16 protein-coding genes are annotated in these 17,262 nt (G+C 65.8%); 6 read left to right on the top strand and 10 right to left on the bottom strand.

Annotated elements, in window-relative coordinates; translation table 11 throughout:
* Positions 1–1,280: 1,280 nt before the first annotated feature.
* Positions 1,281–1,877, top strand: coding sequence for a histone H1-like DNA-binding protein (locus K2O51_RS27705; protein WP_011299018.1), 597 nt, complete (start codon positions 1,281–1,283; stop codon positions 1,875–1,877).
* A 278-nt stretch (positions 1,878–2,155) separates the two neighbouring features.
* On the opposite strand, the gene K2O51_RS27700 is transcribed toward K2O51_RS27705, so the two are convergent.
* The 10 genes from K2O51_RS27700 to K2O51_RS27655 all read right to left on the bottom strand — a co-directional run bounded on the left by K2O51_RS27700 (position 2,156) and on the right by K2O51_RS27655 (position 11,314).
* Positions 2,156–2,623, bottom strand: a complete 468-nt coding sequence (locus K2O51_RS27700; RefSeq protein WP_140952121.1) for an outer membrane lipoprotein — start codon at positions 2,621–2,623, stop codon at positions 2,156–2,158.
* A gap of 36 nt (positions 2,624–2,659) precedes the next feature.
* The gene (locus tag K2O51_RS27695) at positions 2,660–3,607 is read right to left on the bottom strand and encodes a carbohydrate kinase family protein (protein WP_011299016.1); all 948 of its coding nucleotides are present in this window, start codon (positions 3,605–3,607) and stop codon (positions 2,660–2,662) included.
* A gap of 118 nt (positions 3,608–3,725) precedes the next feature.
* Entirely contained in the window at positions 3,726–4,226 is a 501-nt protein-coding gene (gene tpx, locus K2O51_RS27690; protein ID WP_220631034.1) for a thiol peroxidase, read from the bottom strand.
* Between the two features lie 139 nt (positions 4,227–4,365).
* The gene (locus K2O51_RS27685; RefSeq protein WP_220631033.1) at positions 4,366–6,132 is read right to left on the bottom strand and encodes a zinc-ribbon and DUF3426 domain-containing protein; all 1,767 of its coding nucleotides are present in this window, start codon (positions 6,130–6,132) and stop codon (positions 4,366–4,368) included.
* A 9-nt stretch (positions 6,133–6,141) separates the two neighbouring features.
* A complete protein-coding gene (gene prmA, locus K2O51_RS27680; RefSeq protein WP_220631032.1) occupies positions 6,142–7,035 on the bottom strand; it encodes a 50S ribosomal protein L11 methyltransferase in 894 nt (297 codons plus the stop codon).
* Between the two features lie 38 nt (positions 7,036–7,073).
* Positions 7,074–8,426, bottom strand: coding sequence for an acetyl-CoA carboxylase biotin carboxylase subunit (accC, locus tag K2O51_RS27675; RefSeq protein WP_011299012.1), 1,353 nt, complete (start codon positions 8,424–8,426; stop codon positions 7,074–7,076).
* Between the two features lie 188 nt (positions 8,427–8,614).
* Entirely contained in the window at positions 8,615–9,079 is a 465-nt protein-coding gene (accB, locus tag K2O51_RS27670; RefSeq protein WP_011299011.1) for an acetyl-CoA carboxylase biotin carboxyl carrier protein, read from the bottom strand.
* 206 nt (positions 9,080–9,285) lie between these two features.
* Positions 9,286–9,774 carry a type II 3-dehydroquinate dehydratase gene (gene aroQ, locus K2O51_RS27665; RefSeq protein WP_220631031.1) on the bottom strand — a complete coding sequence of 163 codons (489 nt, stop codon included), beginning with the start codon at positions 9,772–9,774 and terminating at the stop codon, positions 9,286–9,288.
* A gap of 214 nt (positions 9,775–9,988) precedes the next feature.
* On the bottom strand, positions 9,989–10,537 hold the full coding sequence (locus K2O51_RS27660; RefSeq protein ID WP_011299009.1) for a TlpA family protein disulfide reductase: 549 nt from the start codon (positions 10,535–10,537) through the stop codon (positions 9,989–9,991).
* Between the two features lie 87 nt (positions 10,538–10,624).
* Positions 10,625–11,314, bottom strand: coding sequence for a hypothetical protein (locus tag K2O51_RS27655; RefSeq protein WP_011299008.1), 690 nt, complete (start codon positions 11,312–11,314; stop codon positions 10,625–10,627).
* Between the two features lie 184 nt (positions 11,315–11,498).
* On the opposite strand from K2O51_RS27655, the gene mpl reads away from it, so the two are divergent.
* From mpl to K2O51_RS27630, 5 genes are all read left to right on the top strand, one after another.
* The gene (gene mpl, locus K2O51_RS27650; protein ID WP_011299007.1) at positions 11,499–12,872 is read left to right on the top strand and encodes a UDP-N-acetylmuramate:L-alanyl-gamma-D-glutamyl-meso-diaminopimelate ligase; all 1,374 of its coding nucleotides are present in this window, start codon (positions 11,499–11,501) and stop codon (positions 12,870–12,872) included.
* A gap of 10 nt (positions 12,873–12,882) precedes the next feature.
* Entirely contained in the window at positions 12,883–13,491 is a 609-nt protein-coding gene (locus K2O51_RS27645) for a YqiA/YcfP family alpha/beta fold hydrolase (RefSeq protein WP_011299006.1), read from the top strand.
* Positions 13,488–14,072 (top strand): chorismate--pyruvate lyase family protein, encoded by a 585-nt coding sequence (locus K2O51_RS27640; RefSeq protein WP_220631030.1) that lies wholly within the window; start codon positions 13,488–13,490, stop codon positions 14,070–14,072. Before K2O51_RS27645 ends, K2O51_RS27640 begins: the two co-directional genes overlap by 4 nt.
* A gap of 56 nt (positions 14,073–14,128) precedes the next feature.
* On the top strand, positions 14,129–14,869 hold the full coding sequence (gene fabG, locus K2O51_RS27635; protein ID WP_220631029.1) for a 3-oxoacyl-ACP reductase FabG: 741 nt from the start codon (positions 14,129–14,131) through the stop codon (positions 14,867–14,869).
* Positions 14,870–15,049: 180 nt separating this feature from the next.
* Positions 15,050–17,194, top strand: a complete 2,145-nt coding sequence (locus K2O51_RS27630) for a ribonuclease catalytic domain-containing protein (RefSeq protein WP_140952128.1) — start codon at positions 15,050–15,052, stop codon at positions 17,192–17,194.
* Positions 17,195–17,262: the final 68 nt, after the last annotated feature.

Genomic DNA, 17,262 nt, shown 5'->3' with positions numbered 1-17,262 from the left:
CGAGGTGCCGAAGCATTCCTCTAAGCGGCTGCATCGCACGCCTTGTCGGCGTCCCGCTGTCAGACGAACGCGGGGGACACGGCATCGGTCGACGCGTGCGGACATGCAAGCCGGTCGTTGCCTTCGGGCATCGCAACGCGCGTTCATTGCAAAAGCTTTGCCGGATCGCAACGCTTCGAACGCTGCCAAGTTGTTGCGCCGATGCAAATCGTTGCGCTGACGCATCACTGTCTCGCGTCGTCGCGGGCATCGATGCGGTGGACCATCGCGCGCGTCATCGCGGCGAGTGAATCATCGCGTGCGTTGCGTGTCGGAACTGGTAGTGGCGCGACTGTCGCGATGGCGTGGTGCCTGATCGCATGTCGCCCGAGCCTGCAACGGAACACGCTTGCCGCAGTCTTGCTTCGCCTGCCGGAAAGCCTTTGTTCATGCGGGTTTCCAGTCGGAGTGAGGTTCGTTGCGCGTGATCGTGCGCCGTGCCGAGCCGTCTTTGCGATGCCGACGCGCGTGACGCGAGGCGACTGTCCGGCGGTGTTGGAGAGCGTGCATTCGCGCGTGTCGTGGCGCGTGTTCGCATCGTCGAACAGGTCGTGTGTTGATGCATGCGGACGTCGTCGCGCGATGGTGTCGGCGATGTCTTCGCGAGGCGGCGCACATGAACTAGATCGACATGCGTGCGCACGCAAGTTTTTTTGCACTTTTTTCTTAACATCATCGTGCAAACGAATTATGATTCGCCTTGACAAGAGTCCCACTTCATTGCAGCGAAGCAGGAAGCAAGATCGAACGATGAGCGCGATGCGCGCTTCGATGCAGTGACACAGTGATGCAGGTAGCTGAGGAGCACGAGAACTTTGACGCAGACCAAGCCGAACCGGCTTCTTAAAACGCGTGCAGTCTCCTTTGGCCCAGAGACGGGATGGGTCAGCTACCTCAAGATGAATGCCGTCTGCCGTGCGCGAGGCCATGCCCGCACCGCAGGCAAGCCGTCCGATATCTCCTCATTGCTGGCTGCACGCCGACTCGACGGGCGGCGTGGGCCGATCGAATATTCCGGGGCGCGGCAAGTGCCCGGAGCCCGCTTGCGGGCCCGCCTTGCCGCCAGTGCGTCGCTATCGGCGACGGCCCTGCTACCGAATTCATTAGCGTGCGGCGGAGGTAAAGCCGTGCGCCGATGAATCGCTCGCTCGACTGGGGTAGCGGCAGTACGCTGCGCCTCGGGTCGGTCGGGTCGCCAACTTTGGTCATTCGATATTCACTCTCTAGTGAAGGAGTTATCCATGGCAACGACTGCGAAGAAGAAGCCGGCGGCTAAGAAGGCCGCCAAGCCGGCAGCCAAGAAGGCTGCACCGGCCAAGAAAGCCGCTGTGAAGAAGGTAGCCGCCAAGAAGGCAGCACCGGCCGCCAAGAAGGCCGCAACCAAGAAGGTAGCCGCCAAGAAGGCAGCACCGGCCAAGAAGGCCGCAGTGAAGAAGGTTGCAGCCAAGAAGGCAGCGCCGGCCAAGAAGGCCGCAGTGAAGAAGGTCGCCGCCAAGAAGGCAGCACCGGCCAAGAAGGCCGCAGTGAAGAAGGTCGCCGCCAAGAAGGCAGCACCGGCCAAGAAGGCTGCAGTCAAGAAGGTCGCCGCCAAGAAGGCAGCACCGGCCAAGAAGGCCGCTGCCAAGAAGGCTGCACCGGCCAAGAAGGCTGCTGCGAAGAAGTCCGCTGGCAAGCCTGCTGCGAAGAAGGCTGGCGCCAAGAAGCCGGCTGCGAAGAAGGCCAAGGCTGCCCCTGCGGCAGCCCCTGCCGCTGCGCCCGCCGTTGCTCCTGCTTCCACTGCCAAGACCGCGCTGAACCCGGCCGCCGCATGGCCGTTCCCGACGGGCAACCGTCCGTAAGTCTTCGCTCGACAGAGTGGGGACTACGACTTCCGCAAGGGGTCACCCGGGCACGTATAGCGTGCCATAGTGGCCGGATACGCCGTATCCGGCCTGCAAGACACTAGTCTTGCCCACCCGCCGATGGCTGCTGCCCGGCGGGTTTTTCTTTTGGGGTTCCCCGAGCAGAGACGCCTTGCCAGTTCACCGCCTGAGGTTGCGCTGGGGGCGATCACAAAAGAAAAACGCCGCATCCTCGCGGATACGGCGCCTTCACCAAAACCCGGGACGTGGAACGATCAGTGCGTGACCCGCGTGACGCCACCCGAGGACAGCAGCCGGACGCGGTCGCCTGGTCGGAACAGCTCGTCGGCTTCCTGCGTGATCGCGCGCATCTCGCCGTTTTCGAGCCGCACGGTGATCTCGAGTCCGCGCCGCTGGTTGACCTTGTTTTCGGTCGCGCTGCCGGCAATGCCGCCGAGTACCGCGCCAAGGAGGCCGGCCGCCACGGAGCCGTTGCCGCTGCCGATCAGGCTGCCTGCGGCCACGCCGCCGATCGCCCCGCCGGCGAGCGTGCCGGCACCGGTCTGGCTGCCCTGGATCATCACGTCGCGCACGCCTTCGACGACGCCGTAGCGGACCGTCTGCTCGCGCTGCGCCTGCCCGGTCGAGTAGACGCTGTTGGAGTTGGATTCCGTGGCGCAGCCGCTGACCAGCGCGGTCACGGCAAGCATGGTGACGACTCCGGTTCGGAGCTTGTTGTTCATGTTCATTCCCGTCAATGTGCCACGCCCCGCTGCAGGTCAGGCGTAGCGGTAACCGAATGCAGACTGGAAACGGTTGCCGATCTCGTCGAGCGGCAGCCAGTGGTTCTGCGGACCCTGCTGTGCGATCTTGATTGATCCCATCAGCGATGCCAGGCGGCCAGTGGTTTCCCAGTCTAACCCGTTTTCGATGCCGAACAGCAGGCCACCTCGGAAGGCGTCGCCACAGCCGGTCGGGTCCACGATGCGCTCGGCCGGAACGGCAGGGATCGCGTACTGCTGACCATCGGCAAAGATGCTGGCGCCGCGCTCGCCGTGCGTGACGATGAAGGCACGAACCTTGGCGGCAACCTCGGCGCTGGTCCAGGCCGTGCGAGACAGCAGGACCTGCGCTTCGTAGTCATTGACTGTCACGTAGCTGGCGAGTTCAACGAACTCCCGCAGGTCTTCGCCGTTGAACAGCGGCATGGCCTGTCCAAGATCAAAGATGAACGGGATACCGGTCTCGGCGAACTGGCGTGCGTGGTGCAGCATGCCCTCGCGGCTGTCCGGCGCGACGATGCCGAGCTTCGGCGGCTGGCTGCCGCCGAGCGCATCCTTCACGTTGGAGAGCTGCGACTGGCTCATCGCGCCCGGGTGGAACGCGGTGATCTGGTTGTTGTCCAGGTCGGTGGTGATCATCGCCTGCGCCGTGAAGGTATCGGGCAGCACGCGGATATGCGTGGTGTCGATGTTCTGCCCGCGCAGGTATTGCAGGTACGGTTCGGCGTCGGCGCCTACAGTGGCCATGACCACGGGCTCGCCACCGAGCATCTTGAGCGTGAACGCGATGTTGCCGGCGCAGCCGCCGTACTCGCGCCGCATGCCGGGCACCAGGAACGAGACGTTCAGCATGTGGATCTGGTCCGGCAGGATGTGTTCGCGGAAGCGTCCGTCGAACGTCATGATGGTGTCGTAGGCGACGGAGCCGCAGATCAGGCTGGCCATGCTCTCTCCAGGTACTTGGGATGGTCGGGCTGCTTGCACGCATACAGCCCGGGGGGTTCGGAAAACAGAAGCGGCCGCCCCGGGAATGCAGGCGGCCGGTGCGGATTGCCGGGGCAGCTTACTTCAGTGCGGCCAGCGCGGCGTCGTAGTCGGGTTCGGTCTTGATCTCGGGCACCAGCTGGCTGTACTTGACGACGTTGTTTTCGTCGAGCACCACCACGGCACGCGCGGTCACGCCGGCCAGCGGGCCGGACTTGATGTCCACGCCGTAGTTGCCCTTGAACTCGGCGCCGCGCATGGTCGACAGCGGCACCACGTTGTCCAGGCCTTCAGCGCTGCAGAACCGGCCCATGGCGAACGGCAGGTCGGCCGAGATGGTCAGCACGACAGTGTTGGCCACGCCGCTGGCGGCCTCGTTGAACTTGCGCGTCGACGCCTGGCACACCGGGGTATCCAGGCTCGGTACGATATTGAGCACTTTGCGCTTGCCGGCGAAGTCGGCCAGCGTCACGTCCTTCAGGTCCTTGCCGACCAGCTTGAAATCGGCGGCCTTGTCGCCAGGTTGCGGGAACTTGCCTGCCACTTCGATAGCGTTGCCGCCGAGGGTCACGTTGCTCATCTCTGCTCCTTCCTGTTCAGGATCTTCGGGGGGGGGCGCAGCTTGCAGCCGGACTCGATTCGGTCTTCGGCGGCAAGCCTGCGGATTCCAGGAGGCGTTCACCTGTGAAACGCGTGTGCGTCGTGTGCGTGAACAGACCTTATGGATAGAAAATCAGCACGCGGTAGTTGGCCGCCGCCTGCTGAGTCCGGAATCGTACCCGAACCGGCAGTTCCATGCCCGCACGAAGGCCATGTGTGGCAAAGGTCTTTTGCGCGGGTTCCAGGTACTCGGAGGGTTCCAGCACACGGCGCAGCAGCAACTGGTCCTGCAGGTCGGTCATGACCAGCTCGATCGCGGGCAAGGCCGTCGTAGCACGGCCCTGGTTGCGTAGCGTGACGGCAAGAAGATAGGCATCGCTGCCTTCTTCCTGCTTCTGCAACTGCGAAGTATCGATGCGCAGCGCGTCGATGTCGCGCCAGGGCGGCACGTCGCAGCCGAGCGGCGCGCAGGCGGCTTCGAGCACAGGACGTAGCGCCGGGAAGTGGCCCGCAAGCTGCCCACGCATCAGGTACAGCCCTTGCATGACCACGCCCAGGGCCAGCACGCCCGCGGCGATATGCCAGCCATAGCGAGAGCGTGGCGTCGACGGTGTCGCAGCAACCTCGCGCGCGCGTTCGCGTTCGCGGGCCTGGCGCAGGAAGTCAGGCGCGAACGCGGGGCCCATTTGCGGCTCCTCGCGAGCCCAGCGCCGCGTGGCATTCTCGCGCGCGATGGCGCCGGCGGTGGCACTGAAGGCCTCGCCAGGGCTCGGCCCATAGGTGGGGCCGAGATTGCGGCCGTAATCCGGTCCGGCTTCGTGTCCGGACGCGTGCGCGGATTCGTGGTCAGCGTCGTGGCCTTCGTGTCCGTCGCTTCCGTATCCACGGCGCGTCTCGTGGCCAGCTTCGTACGTTGTTGGCGCGGCGTCAGCCAGGGCAGGCACTTCGGTGCTGTCGCTGGACTGCGCGCGCAAAAACTCGCTCGCACTGCGTAGCACGGGGTCGGCGGGCGACCCGGCACGCGGCTCGCTGGCCGGCTCATCGGCCGCATCTTCCTGTGCTCCAGCTTGCACCACGTCCGGCGCAGCCGGAGCGGGCTCCTCATCTTCAAACGCGGAGCGATCGAGCGTTGGCCAAGCCGCGTGAGGGGTCACGATGGCTGCGGATTCCGGCGCTTCGTGCGGTGCATCCTGCTCGGCATAATGCAGGCCGTTGGCGGCCGCGACGGGCCCGACTTCCGGCTGCTCCGCTTCAACGGACTCGCGTTCAAGTTGAGATTCGTTGTGAGGTTCGGACTCAGGCTCCGCTGCGGAAGCCTCCGTCGCTTGCGCAGCTTCCGCAGCTTCGGGTTGCGTGGGCTGCAATTCGGTGTCTTCGCCCGCAGTCTCTTCCGCATGCCCGCCATGGATCTCGACAGGTGCTTCAGGTAGCGCTTCCTGCAGCGCAGGCTGTGCAACGGCGTGCGGGGTGCGTTCGGGCTCCCACGATGGCGCCGGGTCTCGCACGGCATCGTCTTCCACGTCGAAGGGCGCTTCTTCTTCGTCCTCGGCGGGAGCCATCATCATGGTCGGCGAATCGAGCGCGGGCACGTCGTACCCGGGGTCGTAGCCGGGATCGAACACGGCGGCGGATGACGCCGGCGTGGCTTCGAACTCGGTGTTGACAGGTGCGCTCGCGGGTGGCGAAGGTTCAGGCTGCCGGTGCGGCGACGGCGCGGCGGCTGAGGTCGCCGGCGCCGGCACTTCGATCAGGTGCTCGCGCGCATCGAAGACGGTTTCGCAGTGTCCGCAACGCACGAGCCCCTGGCGCAGCCGCAACTGATCGGCCACGAGCCGAAAGGCGGTGCGGCAGGCCGGGCAGCGCGTGACAAGCTTGGCGGCGGCCATCGGCGCACCTCAGGGACGCGTGCCGTGCAGGCAGACCCAGCCTTCCTCGCTGCGCCACACAGTCAGCGGCAGCCAAGGGGCGTAGGCCGCGGCCACTTCCTCGGCCTGGCGCTCGAGCACGCCGGACAGGATCAGGCGTCCGCCGGCGCGCACGCGTGCGCTGAGCATGGCCGCCATCAGCTTGAGCGGGTTGGAGAGGATATTGGCGACGACGAGATCGTAGGTCGCTTCCGAGACCGACTCGGGCAAGGCAAAGTCGGCCTGGACCTGGTTGCGCTCGGCGTTGTAGCGCGACGCTTCCACGGCATTCGGATCGATGTCGATGCCGAGTGTATCGCCCGCACCGAGCTTCTTCGCAACGATAGCGAGAATGCCGGAGCCGCAGCCGTAGTCGAGCACGGTTTCGCCGGCCTTCAGGTTCTGCTCGAGCCACTGCATGCACAGGCGCGTGGTCGGATGGCTGCCAGTGCCGAAGGCCAGGCCCGGATCGAGTTCCAGCACCACGGCGTCGGGCTCCGGCGCGTCATGCCACGACGGCACGACCCAGATGCGCTCGCCGATGCGGATCGGCTCGAACTGCGATTGCGTGAGACGCACCCAGTCCTGGTCCTCGACCTCGCGCAGCGCATACGCCGGCACCGGATCGATGCCGAGCGCATTCGACGCGGCCGCGACGGCGAGCGCCGGATCGGTATCATCGCCGAACAGCGCCACGACGCGCGAGCGGTTCCACGCGAGCTTGGTCGGCTCGAGCCCGGGCTCGCCGAACAGCGGCTGCTCGTCCGGCGTGTCGGCATCGGCATCTTCCACCGACACCGACAACGCGCCAAGGTCGAACAGGGCGTCAGACCAGGCTTCGGCCTGGTCCTGCGCCACTTCGATCACACATTCCTGAAAGGCCACGGGCTTCCTCTTGTACAGCAGGTGCGGCAGTCGCCGCGTCAGGCTTTCTCGCGCTGCGCGAGGCGATGCTCGAGATAGTGGATGCTGGTGCCGCCTTCGACGAAGTTGGCGTCCATCATCAGCTCCCGGTGCAGCGGCACGTTGGTCTGGATACCGTCCACCACCATCTCCGACAGCGCGATCCGCATGCGGGCAATCGCCTGCTCGCGGGTAGCGCCGTAGGTGATGATCTTGCCGATCATCGAATCATAATTCGGCGGGACGAAGTAACCATCATACGCGTGCGAGTCGACGCGTACGCCGGGGCCACCGGGCATGTGCCAGGCGGTGATGCGGCCCGGGGACGGAATGAACTTGAACGGGTCCTCGGCATTCACGCGGCATTCGATCGCATGGCCACGGAACTGCACATCCTTCTGGCGGTAGCGCAGCTTCTCGCCAAATGCGATGCGGATCTGTTCCTGCACGATGTCGATGCCCGTGATCATTTCGGTGACCGGGTGCTCGACCTGCACGCGCGTGTTCATCTCGATGAAGTAGAACTCGTTGTTCTCGTACAGGAATTCGAACGTGCCGGCGCCACGGTAGCCCATCTTGCGGCAAGCCTCCGCGCAACGGTCGCCGATGCGTTCGATCAGGCGGCGCGGAATGTGCGGCGCGGGCGCTTCCTCGATCACCTTCTGGTGGCGTCGCTGCATCGAGCAGTCGCGCTCGCCCAGCCAGATAGCTTGCTTGTGCTGGTCGGCAAGGATCTGGATCTCCACGTGGCGCGGATTCTCCAGGAACTTCTCCATGTAGACCTCGGGGTTGCCGAAGGCACGGCCGGCTTCTTCGCGCGTCATGTTGACGGCGTTGACCAGCGCGGCCTCGGTGTGCACCACGCGCATGCCGCGGCCGCCACCACCGCCGGCAGCCTTGATGATGACCGGGTAGCCCACGCGGCGCGCCGCCGCGACGATTTCGGCGGGATCGTCAGGCAGTGCCCCTTCCGAGCCCGGCACGCACGGCACGCCGGCCTTGATCATGGCCTGCTTGGCCGAGACCTTGTCGCCCATCAGGCGGATGCTCTCGGCGGTCGGGCCGATGAAGACGAAGCCGGACTTCTCCACGCGCTCGGCAAAGTCGGCGTTTTCGGACAGGAAGCCGTAGCCCGGGTGGATCGCCTGCGCGTCGGTCACTTCGGCGGCCGAAATGATGGCAGGCATGTTCAGGTAGGACAGCGGCGACGGGGCCGGGCCGATACACACGGCTTCGTCGGCCAGCTTCACGTACTTGGCTTCCTTGTCGGCTTCCGAGTACACCACCACGGTCTTGATGCCCAGCTCGCGGCAGGCGCGCTGGATGCGAAGGGCAATTTCACCGCGGTTCGCGATCAGAATTTTTTCAAACATGGTCTCTCTCTGCGAGAACGGGAGCGGTCCCGCCAGGTGCCGCCGCGGCACGCGGGGTGCGCGGCCGGGAAACTGGCGGGGCCAGGGGCCGCTTCATGGCAAGGGATGCGGTTCGCAACGTGCGAACATCCACGACATCCGGCAGGCCGCAGCCCGGGGGGCAGGGCGGCGCGGCATGCCGGGCAGCATTAGCCGATGACGAACAGCGGCTGGCCGTATTCCACCGCCTGGCCGTTTTCGACCAGGATTTCCTTGATGACGCCGGCCTTGTCGCACTCGATCTCGTTGAGCAGCTTCATGGCTTCGATGATGCAGACGGTCTGGCCTTCCTTGACCGAGTCCCCGACGTTGACGAACGGCGCGGCGCCCGGCGACGGTGCACGGTAGAAGGTGCCGACCATCGGCGAGGTCACGATGTGACCGGCGGGAAGCTGCGGGGCGGCCGCTTCAGCGGCTGCCGGGGCGCTGGCTGCCGGAGCAGCGGCGGGCATGACCGGCAGCGCCTGCATTTGCGGCATGGCCATCGGCGCGGCGATGACTTGCGGCGGTTGCTTGACGATACGAACCTTGCCGTCGCCTTCAGTGACTTCCAGCTCCGAGATGCCGGATTCGGCCACCAGGTCGATCAGCGTCTTCAGCTTGCGCAGGTCCATCTTCTATCCTCCTGAATCAGGTTGTCCGGGCATGCCCTCGCGGGCAGCGGCGGAAGAAATCGTCGGTACGGCCACCCGCTCTCCGCGCCCGCCGTGCTTGCTGCGCACGCTGCAGGCGCGGCCGCGAGGCGGCGCGCATCATGTTTTCGGGTAAAGCCTTTGCTTTGTCTTTGTACGTCGTTCTGCTTGGGCGTCTCAGCCGCGTCTCAGCCCTTCGGCGGCGGCTGCTCCAGCCCGAGAGCATAGTCCAGCGCCAGCAGATAGCCCTGCCAGCCCAGTCCGCAGATCACGCCGACGGCAAGGTCGGAGAAATAGGAATGGTGGCGGAAGCTTTCGCGGCGATGTACGTTCGACAGGTGCACTTCGACAAACGGAATGGCTACGCCGGCCAGCGCATCGCGCAGCGCTACGCTGGTATGCGTATAGGCGGCCGGGTTGATGACGATGAAGTCCACCCCTTCCGTGCGTGCGGCATGCACGCGGTCTACCAGGTCGCCTTCGTGGTTGGACTGGAACGACGACAACGCGATACCGGCGTCGGCGGCGTGCTGTGCCAGTGCGGCGTCGATATCAGCCAGCGTAGTGTGACCGTACGTCTCCGGCTCGCGCGTGCCCAGCAGATTGAGGTTCGGCCCATGCAGGACCAGCACCTTGCGGTAGCGGGCAGAGCGACGATTGGAGCGGGTTGCAGTCACGGCGGCTCGACCAGTTCAACGAAATTGCGCGGAGATTACCGTAGCTTAGAGGGATTTGTCTAGCAGGCGATACAAGCCTCCACGTCGTGATCAGCGCTTGCGGGGTGATTAGGCCACATTAAGGCATCCCCGGCAATATGCGCGGCGTTTCAGTGCAAGTTCACCACGGTTTCGGCGAACTTGACTGAAGAAGCGTGTTATGCCCCTTGCTCCACTACGAACGTGGCAGAACGGCGCGCAATTCGTCGGAAGTCACGCGCCCCATCTTGCGATATTTGACGGATCCGTCGGGATTGATCACCACCGTGTAGGGCAGGCCACCCGCAGCGTTGCCAAAATTGCGCGACAACTCCGTGCCTGCGAACCCAGCCACTGCGAGCGGATAGGCGACAGGCACCTTCTTGACGAACTGCTGGATATTGGCAGCCGAATCGATGCCGATCCCGACAAACTCGACCTTGCGGGGCGCGTACTCGGCGTGCAGCGCGGTGAGCTCGGGCATTTCTTCCACGCACGGTCCGCACCAAGGCGCCCAGAAATTGATCACCACGGTCTTGCCTCGCAGCTTGCTCAGATCGATGTCGGCGCCGCTTGGGTCAGGCAGTCGTGTCTGGAAGAAGGTCTCCACGGCGTGGTCCGACGCCGCTTTCGGCGCGAATACGAATTGGCCGGCCAGCGCACCAGCGGCGCAGGCCACCACGGCGACGGCGACCCATAGCCAAAGACGGGAACGGCGGACGGGTTTCTGGGTGGGAGCGTTCATGGAGTCTCGGTAAGAACGGCGGTGTCCGGGGGCGGCATTCAGCGCTGATAACGGCAGATGGTGAACGTGTGACAGGGCCGCCCTGACTCAGTTCGAATCGCCGGCCTCGCTGGCGGCGAGCAGGGCCTGCACTGCTTGCAGGTCGGCCCGGTTCACGCGACCGCTCGCATCAGTGCGTACGGCGCCGCGTTCATCGTTGGCATCATACAGAGCAATATGAATCCCGACCGGCGCGCCGAGCTCCGCGCGCACTTCGCCGGCGAGCAGGCGCGCTTCGCGGCGATCGGGCCACTGGCCCTTCCAGAGGAAGCTCAGCGTCTCGACTTCGCCGCGGCCGTTGAAGTGGCGGGTCTCGCTGGTCTCGAAGTCGACGCCGTCATTGAGCAGATGCAGCGTGGCGTCCTTGGGGCTGTCGCAGAAGCACTGCAGATAGATGTCTGAATGCTCGGTCGCGGTGCCATTCAGTACGGCGCCTACCAGGTAAGGCCGGAAAGGCGCGAGGTCTTCCATCGCCAGGACGGCGAGACGCCGCATGAGCGCCAGAATGCGCGGCTGGGTATCGGAGTGGAAAAGTGCCTGATAAGCGCGCACTTCGGCTTCGATCATCTCGTTATCAGGCAGCCATTCGCCGGCCACGCGCTGCTCGCCAAGCAACTGGCGCGCGGCCTTGCGCTTGGCGGTGGCATAGTCGGCGCCGTCTTCGGCGATCATGCGTGCCGCGGCCTGCGCAATCTCTTCGCGCAGACGGACGGGGTCGGAAAGAGTGCGTCGGGACATGGCCCGATGATACCGGAGCAGGGCGGGAAACCGGTGGGGCAGCAAGGGCCGCAAGCGCTGCCGCAGTGCAGCGACGCGCGGAAGTGCTCGGGTACAATCAGGACCTTCCTGCACGGCATGGTCCGACGGATCATCGCTGGCATGCCGACCGGCCCGGCCGGTCTCAAGTCTTTCCGGGAACCCCATGCATATACATATCCTTGGCATCTGCGGCACTTTCATGGGCGGCTTGGCGGTGCTCGCCAAGCAGGCGGGTCACCGTGTCACGGGCTGCGATGCCAATGTCTATCCCCCGATGAGCACGCAGCTCGAAGCCCAGGGCATCGAACTGATCGAGGGCTTCGATCCGGCCCAGCTCTCGCTCGAGCCGGACCTGTTCGTGATCGGCAACGTGGTGTCGCGCGGCAATCCGCTGATGGAAGCCATCCTGAACCGCAACCTGCCGTATGTGTCGGGCCCGCAATGGCTTGGCGAACATGTGCTCGCCGGCAAGTGGGTGCTGGCCGTAGCCGGCACGCACGGCAAGACCACCACCACGTCGATGCTCGCGTGGATCCTCGAAGACGCCGGCTACAACCCCGGCTTCCTCGTAGGTGGCGTGCCGCAGAACTTCGGCATTTCGGCGCGCGTGACGGAGTCGGATTTCTTCGTGATCGAGGCGGATGAATACGACACCGCCTTCTTCGACAAGCGCAGCAAGTTCGTTCACTACCGCCCGCGCACGGCCATCCTGAACAACCTCGAATACGATCACGCCGACATCTTCCCTGATCTCGACGCGATCGAAACGCAGTTCCACCATCTCGTGCGCACGGTGCCGGGGCAGGGGCGTCTTGTCGTCAATGGCCTCGAAGCTAGCCTGGCGCGCGTGATCGAGCGCGGTTGCTGGAGCGAAGTCGAGCAGTTCGGCGTCGGTGACTGGCGCGAAAGCGACGCCGGCACCGACGATGGCAAGGACGCGTTCGACGTGTGGTTCGGCGACGCCGTCCAGGGCCGCGTGAGCTGGGACCTGCAGGGCACCCATAACCGCATGAATGCGTTGGCCGCGATTGCCGCTGCGCGCCACGTCGGCGTGCCGGTTGCGCAGGCGATCGAATCGCTGGGCCGCTTCGCCAATGTGAAGCGCCGCATGGAAGTGCGCGGCGTGGCGGCAGGTGTGACGGTCTATGACGACTTCGCCCACCATCCGACCGCGATCCAGACCACACTGGACGGCCTGCGCCGCCGTGTCGGCGGTGCGCGCATCCTGGCCGTGCTGGAGCCGCGCTCGAACACCATGAAGCTCGGCGTGATGAAGGCGCAGTTGCCGGCCAGCCTCGAGCAGGCCGACCTGGTGTTCGGCTACGGTGCGCCGAGCGGCAAGGACGCGCTCGGCTGGGACCTGGCCGGCGCGCTGGCGCCGCTGGGCAAGAAGGCGGCGGCGTTCCACGATCTCGGCGCACTGGTCGAGGCCGTGCGCGCTGCCGCACAGCCGGGCGACCAGGTGCTGGTCATGAGCAACGGCGGCTTCGGCGGCGTGCACCAGAAGCTGCTCGACGCGTTGGGTAAGGCAGGCTGAGGACACCGACATGCTGTTGTACCTGCACGGATTCCGCTCCTCGCCGCAGTCGTTCAAGGCGCGGCTGGTGCAGGAGCGCATGCGCGAGTGGGGCGTGGGCCGCTACTACGCCTGCCCCTTGCTCAATGTTTCGCCGGTCCAGGCCATCGCACAGGCCGAGGCCGCCATCCACGCCGCGCGCGCGGGCGGCGACCAGGAAATCGCGATCGTCGGTTCCTCGCTGGGCGGGTTCTACGCGCGCTGGCTTGGCGAGCGTCACGGCTGCCGCACGGTGCTACTGAACCCCGCCATCCACCCGTGGACCGATTTGATGCAATACATCGGCGAGCAGCCGCTGTGGCACGGCGGCGGCACGGTCACTGTCGAGCCGCGCCATATGCAGGAACTGCTCGACCTGCGCGTCGATACGCTCTCGCATCCCGAACGCTATTACCTGCTTGCCGCGACCGGCGATGAAGTGCTCGATTACCGCGAGATGGTGGCCGCCTGCACGGGCGCGCACATCCGCGTGATCTCCGGCAGCGACCACGGCATCAGCGAGTTTGCCGACTACGTTGACGACGTATTGACTTTCTGCGGCTACGGGCCTGGCGGCGTGGTGCCGGGCCGCGCGGCATGAGCGCGCAATACGCGCGCCGCTGCGGCTGGACCTGCCACCTGCCCTTCGATCCGACGATTCCGCCGAACCTGCGGCATTGGGTCACGGGTGAAGGCTCGCTGACCGCGCGACTGGTGGCCGCTTCCGAACGTTTTCGCGTGCGCCGCCTGTTCCAGGCATCGGCGCGACCTTTCCTCGACGAATGGCAGGTGCTCGGTCAATGCGGCCGCGAACCGGCGCTGACACGCGAAGTACTGCTGATCTGCGACGAACAGCCCGCCATCTACGCCCACACCGTCGTGCGCGAACGGCATGCGCGCCGTGACTGGCCGTTCCTGCGCGGGCTCGGCGAGCGCCCGCTCGGCGGGCGCCTGTTCGTCGACCCGGTCGTGCGGCGCGATCCGTTCCAGTTTGCGCGGCTGCTGCCGCACCATCCGCTGCGTCAGGCGCTGCTGCGGATCCTGCCGGCTATGGCACCGCTACCCATGCTGCCTGCGCGCCGTTCCGTATTCCGGCGCGGCGCCGGCGTCATGCTCGTGACAGAGGTCTTTTTGCCGGACCTGCTGACACGGCCATCGCGGGGACTCGGGCAGAGATATTGATCAGATCCGGGCCTGGCCTGTTTGACACACTACCAAGACCATCAAGAGAAGACATCATGAAATTGCAGGGTCGCGTTGCCATCATCACCGGCGCAGCCGCAGGCATCGGGTTTGCCACGGCCGAGCGTTTTGCCGCCGAGGGCGCCATCGTCATTCTTTGCGACGTGCAGGACGGGCGCGTTCGTGAAGCGGCGGCGAAGCTCGCCGCCACCGGCGCCACGGTTGACGCCTACCGCGTCGACGTGACGCGCCGCGACGAAGTCGACGCCATGGTCGGCGCGGTGCTGGCCGCGCATGGCCGCATCGATGTGCTGGTCAACAACGCCGGCATCACCCAGGACGCGCGCCTGGCCAAGATGACAGAGGCGCAGTTCGATGCCGTCATCGACGTCAACCTGAAGGGCGTGTTCCATTGCGCGCAGGCCGTCGCCGGCATCATGACGGAACAGGGCAAGGGCGTGATCCTCAACGCGTCGAGCGTGGTCGGCCTGTACGGTAACTTCGGCCAGACCAACTATGCGGCCAGCAAGTTCGGCGTGATCGGCTTCACCAAGACCTGGGCGCGCGAACTCGGGCCCAAGGGCGTGCGCGTCAATGCCGTGTGCCCGGGCTTCGTCAACACTGAGATTTTGCAGACCGTGCCGCAGAAGGTGCTCGACGGCATGAAGGAATCGTGCTGGATGCGCCGTCTGGCCGAGCCGTCCGAGATCGCCAGCGTGTACGCGTTCCTGGCCAGCGACGACGCCAGCTACATCAACGGCGTGGCGATCGAAACCAGCGGCGGCATGTCGCTCTGACGTCACTCGTTGCCGGCCGCCAGGCCGGTTTCCCGGAGGCGGCTGTAAACGGTGCGGTATCATTCTGATTTCGGCCCTTGCGGCCAGCCCGCCCGCAGGGGCGCTCACACTATCTCCCCGGAACCCGCGTTTTGGCCGCTTAAGCGGCAGGGTTCCCGGCATTTCTGAAAGTACCGATCGATGCAGTTGCTGTTCGAAGAAGGCGGCGAGATTCGCGCCGGCACCGTGCTGGCCCAGCAGGGCGAGGCCTACCAGGTCGAATTGCCCGCCGGCAAGCGCACCAAGGTCAAATCGCGCGATGTGCTGCTGCAGTTTGCCCAGCCGTCAGCGATCGAACTGGTGCGCCAGACTGGCGAGATGACCGCCGAGATCGACCTCGACTTCCTGTGGGAATGCGCGCCCGAAGCCGAGTTCGGCTTTGCCGAGCTGGCCGCCGAATACTACGGCGCTGATCCCGGCCCGGTGCAACAGGCGGCACTGGCCATGGCGCTGCACGGCAACCCGGTGTACTTCCGCCGCAAGGGCCGCGGACGCTACCAGCGCGCGCCGGAAGACCAGCTCAAGGCCGCACTGGCCGCGCTCGAGCGCAAGAAGCAGCAGGCGTTGGTGCAAGCCGAGTACGAGGAACAGCTCAAGGCGCTGACGCTGCCGGAATCGTTCCGTAACAAGGTGCTGCAACTGCTGTTCAAGCCGGACAAGAACAGCCTCGAATTCAAGGCAATGGACGCCGCCTGCACGGCGCTGGGCATGACGCCGATGCGCCTGATGGTGGCGGTCGGCGGCGTCGCCAGCGCGCGCGCGCTGCATGAGGCGAAGTTCCTGGCCGAGTGCTTCCCGAAGGGCACGGGCTTCCCTGACGTCGAGGTGCCCGAGCCGTCCGCCGACCTGCCGGTGGCGGACGTGGAGGCGTTCTCGATCGATGATGTGACCACCACCGAAATCGACGACGCGCTGTCGGTCACCGAACTGCCCGGCGGCAACCTGCGCATCGGCATTCACATTGCGGCGCCGGCGCTCGGCATCCGCCGTGGCGAGGCGCTCGACGCAATCGCGCGCCAGCGCCTGTCCACGGTCTATTTCCCGGGCGACAAGATCACCATGCTGCCCGACAGCGTGGTCGAGCGCTACACGCTGCAAGAGGGCCGCCAGTGCCCCGCGCTGTCGCTCTACGTGACGGTCGAGCCGGTGCACTGGCAGGTGCTGGGCAGCGAATCGCGCGCCGAGATGGTCATGATCGCGGCCAACCTGCGCCACAACCTGCTGGACGATGTCATCACCGAGGCGTCGCTGGCCGACGGCACTGGCGACTATCCGTTCCGCGCCCAGCTCACGCGGCTGTGGCACTTTGCCGGCGCGCTGCACGACGAGCGCCAGAAGGCGCGCCTGGCCAGCGGCCTTCGGCCCGAATCGCACAACCGCGCGGACTACAACTTCTACCTCGACGACCAGGCCGATGGCAGCCAGCGCGTGCGCATCGAACAGCGCAAGCGCGGTTCGCCGCTGGACAAGATCGTCGCCGAGCTGATGATCCTGGCCAACAGCACGTGGGGCAAGCTGCTCGCCGACAACGGCGTGCCGGGCATCTACCGCACGCAGAAGGCCTGGGGCATGCACCGCACGCGCATGCAGACATACCCGGCGCCGCACGAAGGCCTGGGCGTGGCGCAGTACGCGTGGAGCACTTCACCGCTGCGCCGCTATGTCGACCTGGTCAACCAGTGGCAGATCCTGGCGGTGGCGCAGCATGGCATCACGGCCAAGCTGGTAGCGCCGTTCAAGCCCAAGGACGCCGACCTGCTGGCCGCCGTGGCCGATTTCGAAGGCACCTACGCCGCCTATGCCGACCACCAGTCGACCATGGAGCGCTACTGGTGCCTGCGCTGGCTGCAGCAGGAACGCCGTGAACGCATGATGGCCACGACGCTCAAGGAAGGCGCCGTGCGCTTCACCGAGATCCCGTTGGTCACGCGCGTGCCGGAGCTCATGCAAGCCCAGCGCGGCACGCAGGTGCTGCTGGAAATCGGCCCGATCGACGAGATTTCGCTCGAGGTCTCGTGCCGCGTGCTCGAAGTCTTCGCAGGCGAGGGCGCGTTGCCTGAAGAGGAACTGGAGAGCGTCGACGGCGACGAAAGCGACGAGGAAGCCGCTGAAGTGTCGGCCGAAGCTGCCGCCGAAGTGGCGGCGGAGCAGGCCGCCGAACAGTCGGCGCAAGGGGATGCGCCAGCACAGGACGATGCCGGCGACTTGGCCGGCGCGGGTAGCGACGAGGACATCGCCGACCAGGCGTCTGCCGCGCGCGACACCATTGTCCCCGGCCAGGGCTGATCCCTTCGGAAAAGCCGGCGGCTCACATACAATGCCCTTCTGACCCGGCGTAGCCGCCGGGCCGGGGG

This window comes from Cupriavidus pinatubonensis, from assembly GCF_019602855.1.
Classification (GTDB): domain Bacteria; phylum Pseudomonadota; class Gammaproteobacteria; order Burkholderiales; family Burkholderiaceae; genus Cupriavidus; species Cupriavidus pinatubonensis.
This window is presented reverse-complemented; position numbering and strand designations above follow the sequence as displayed.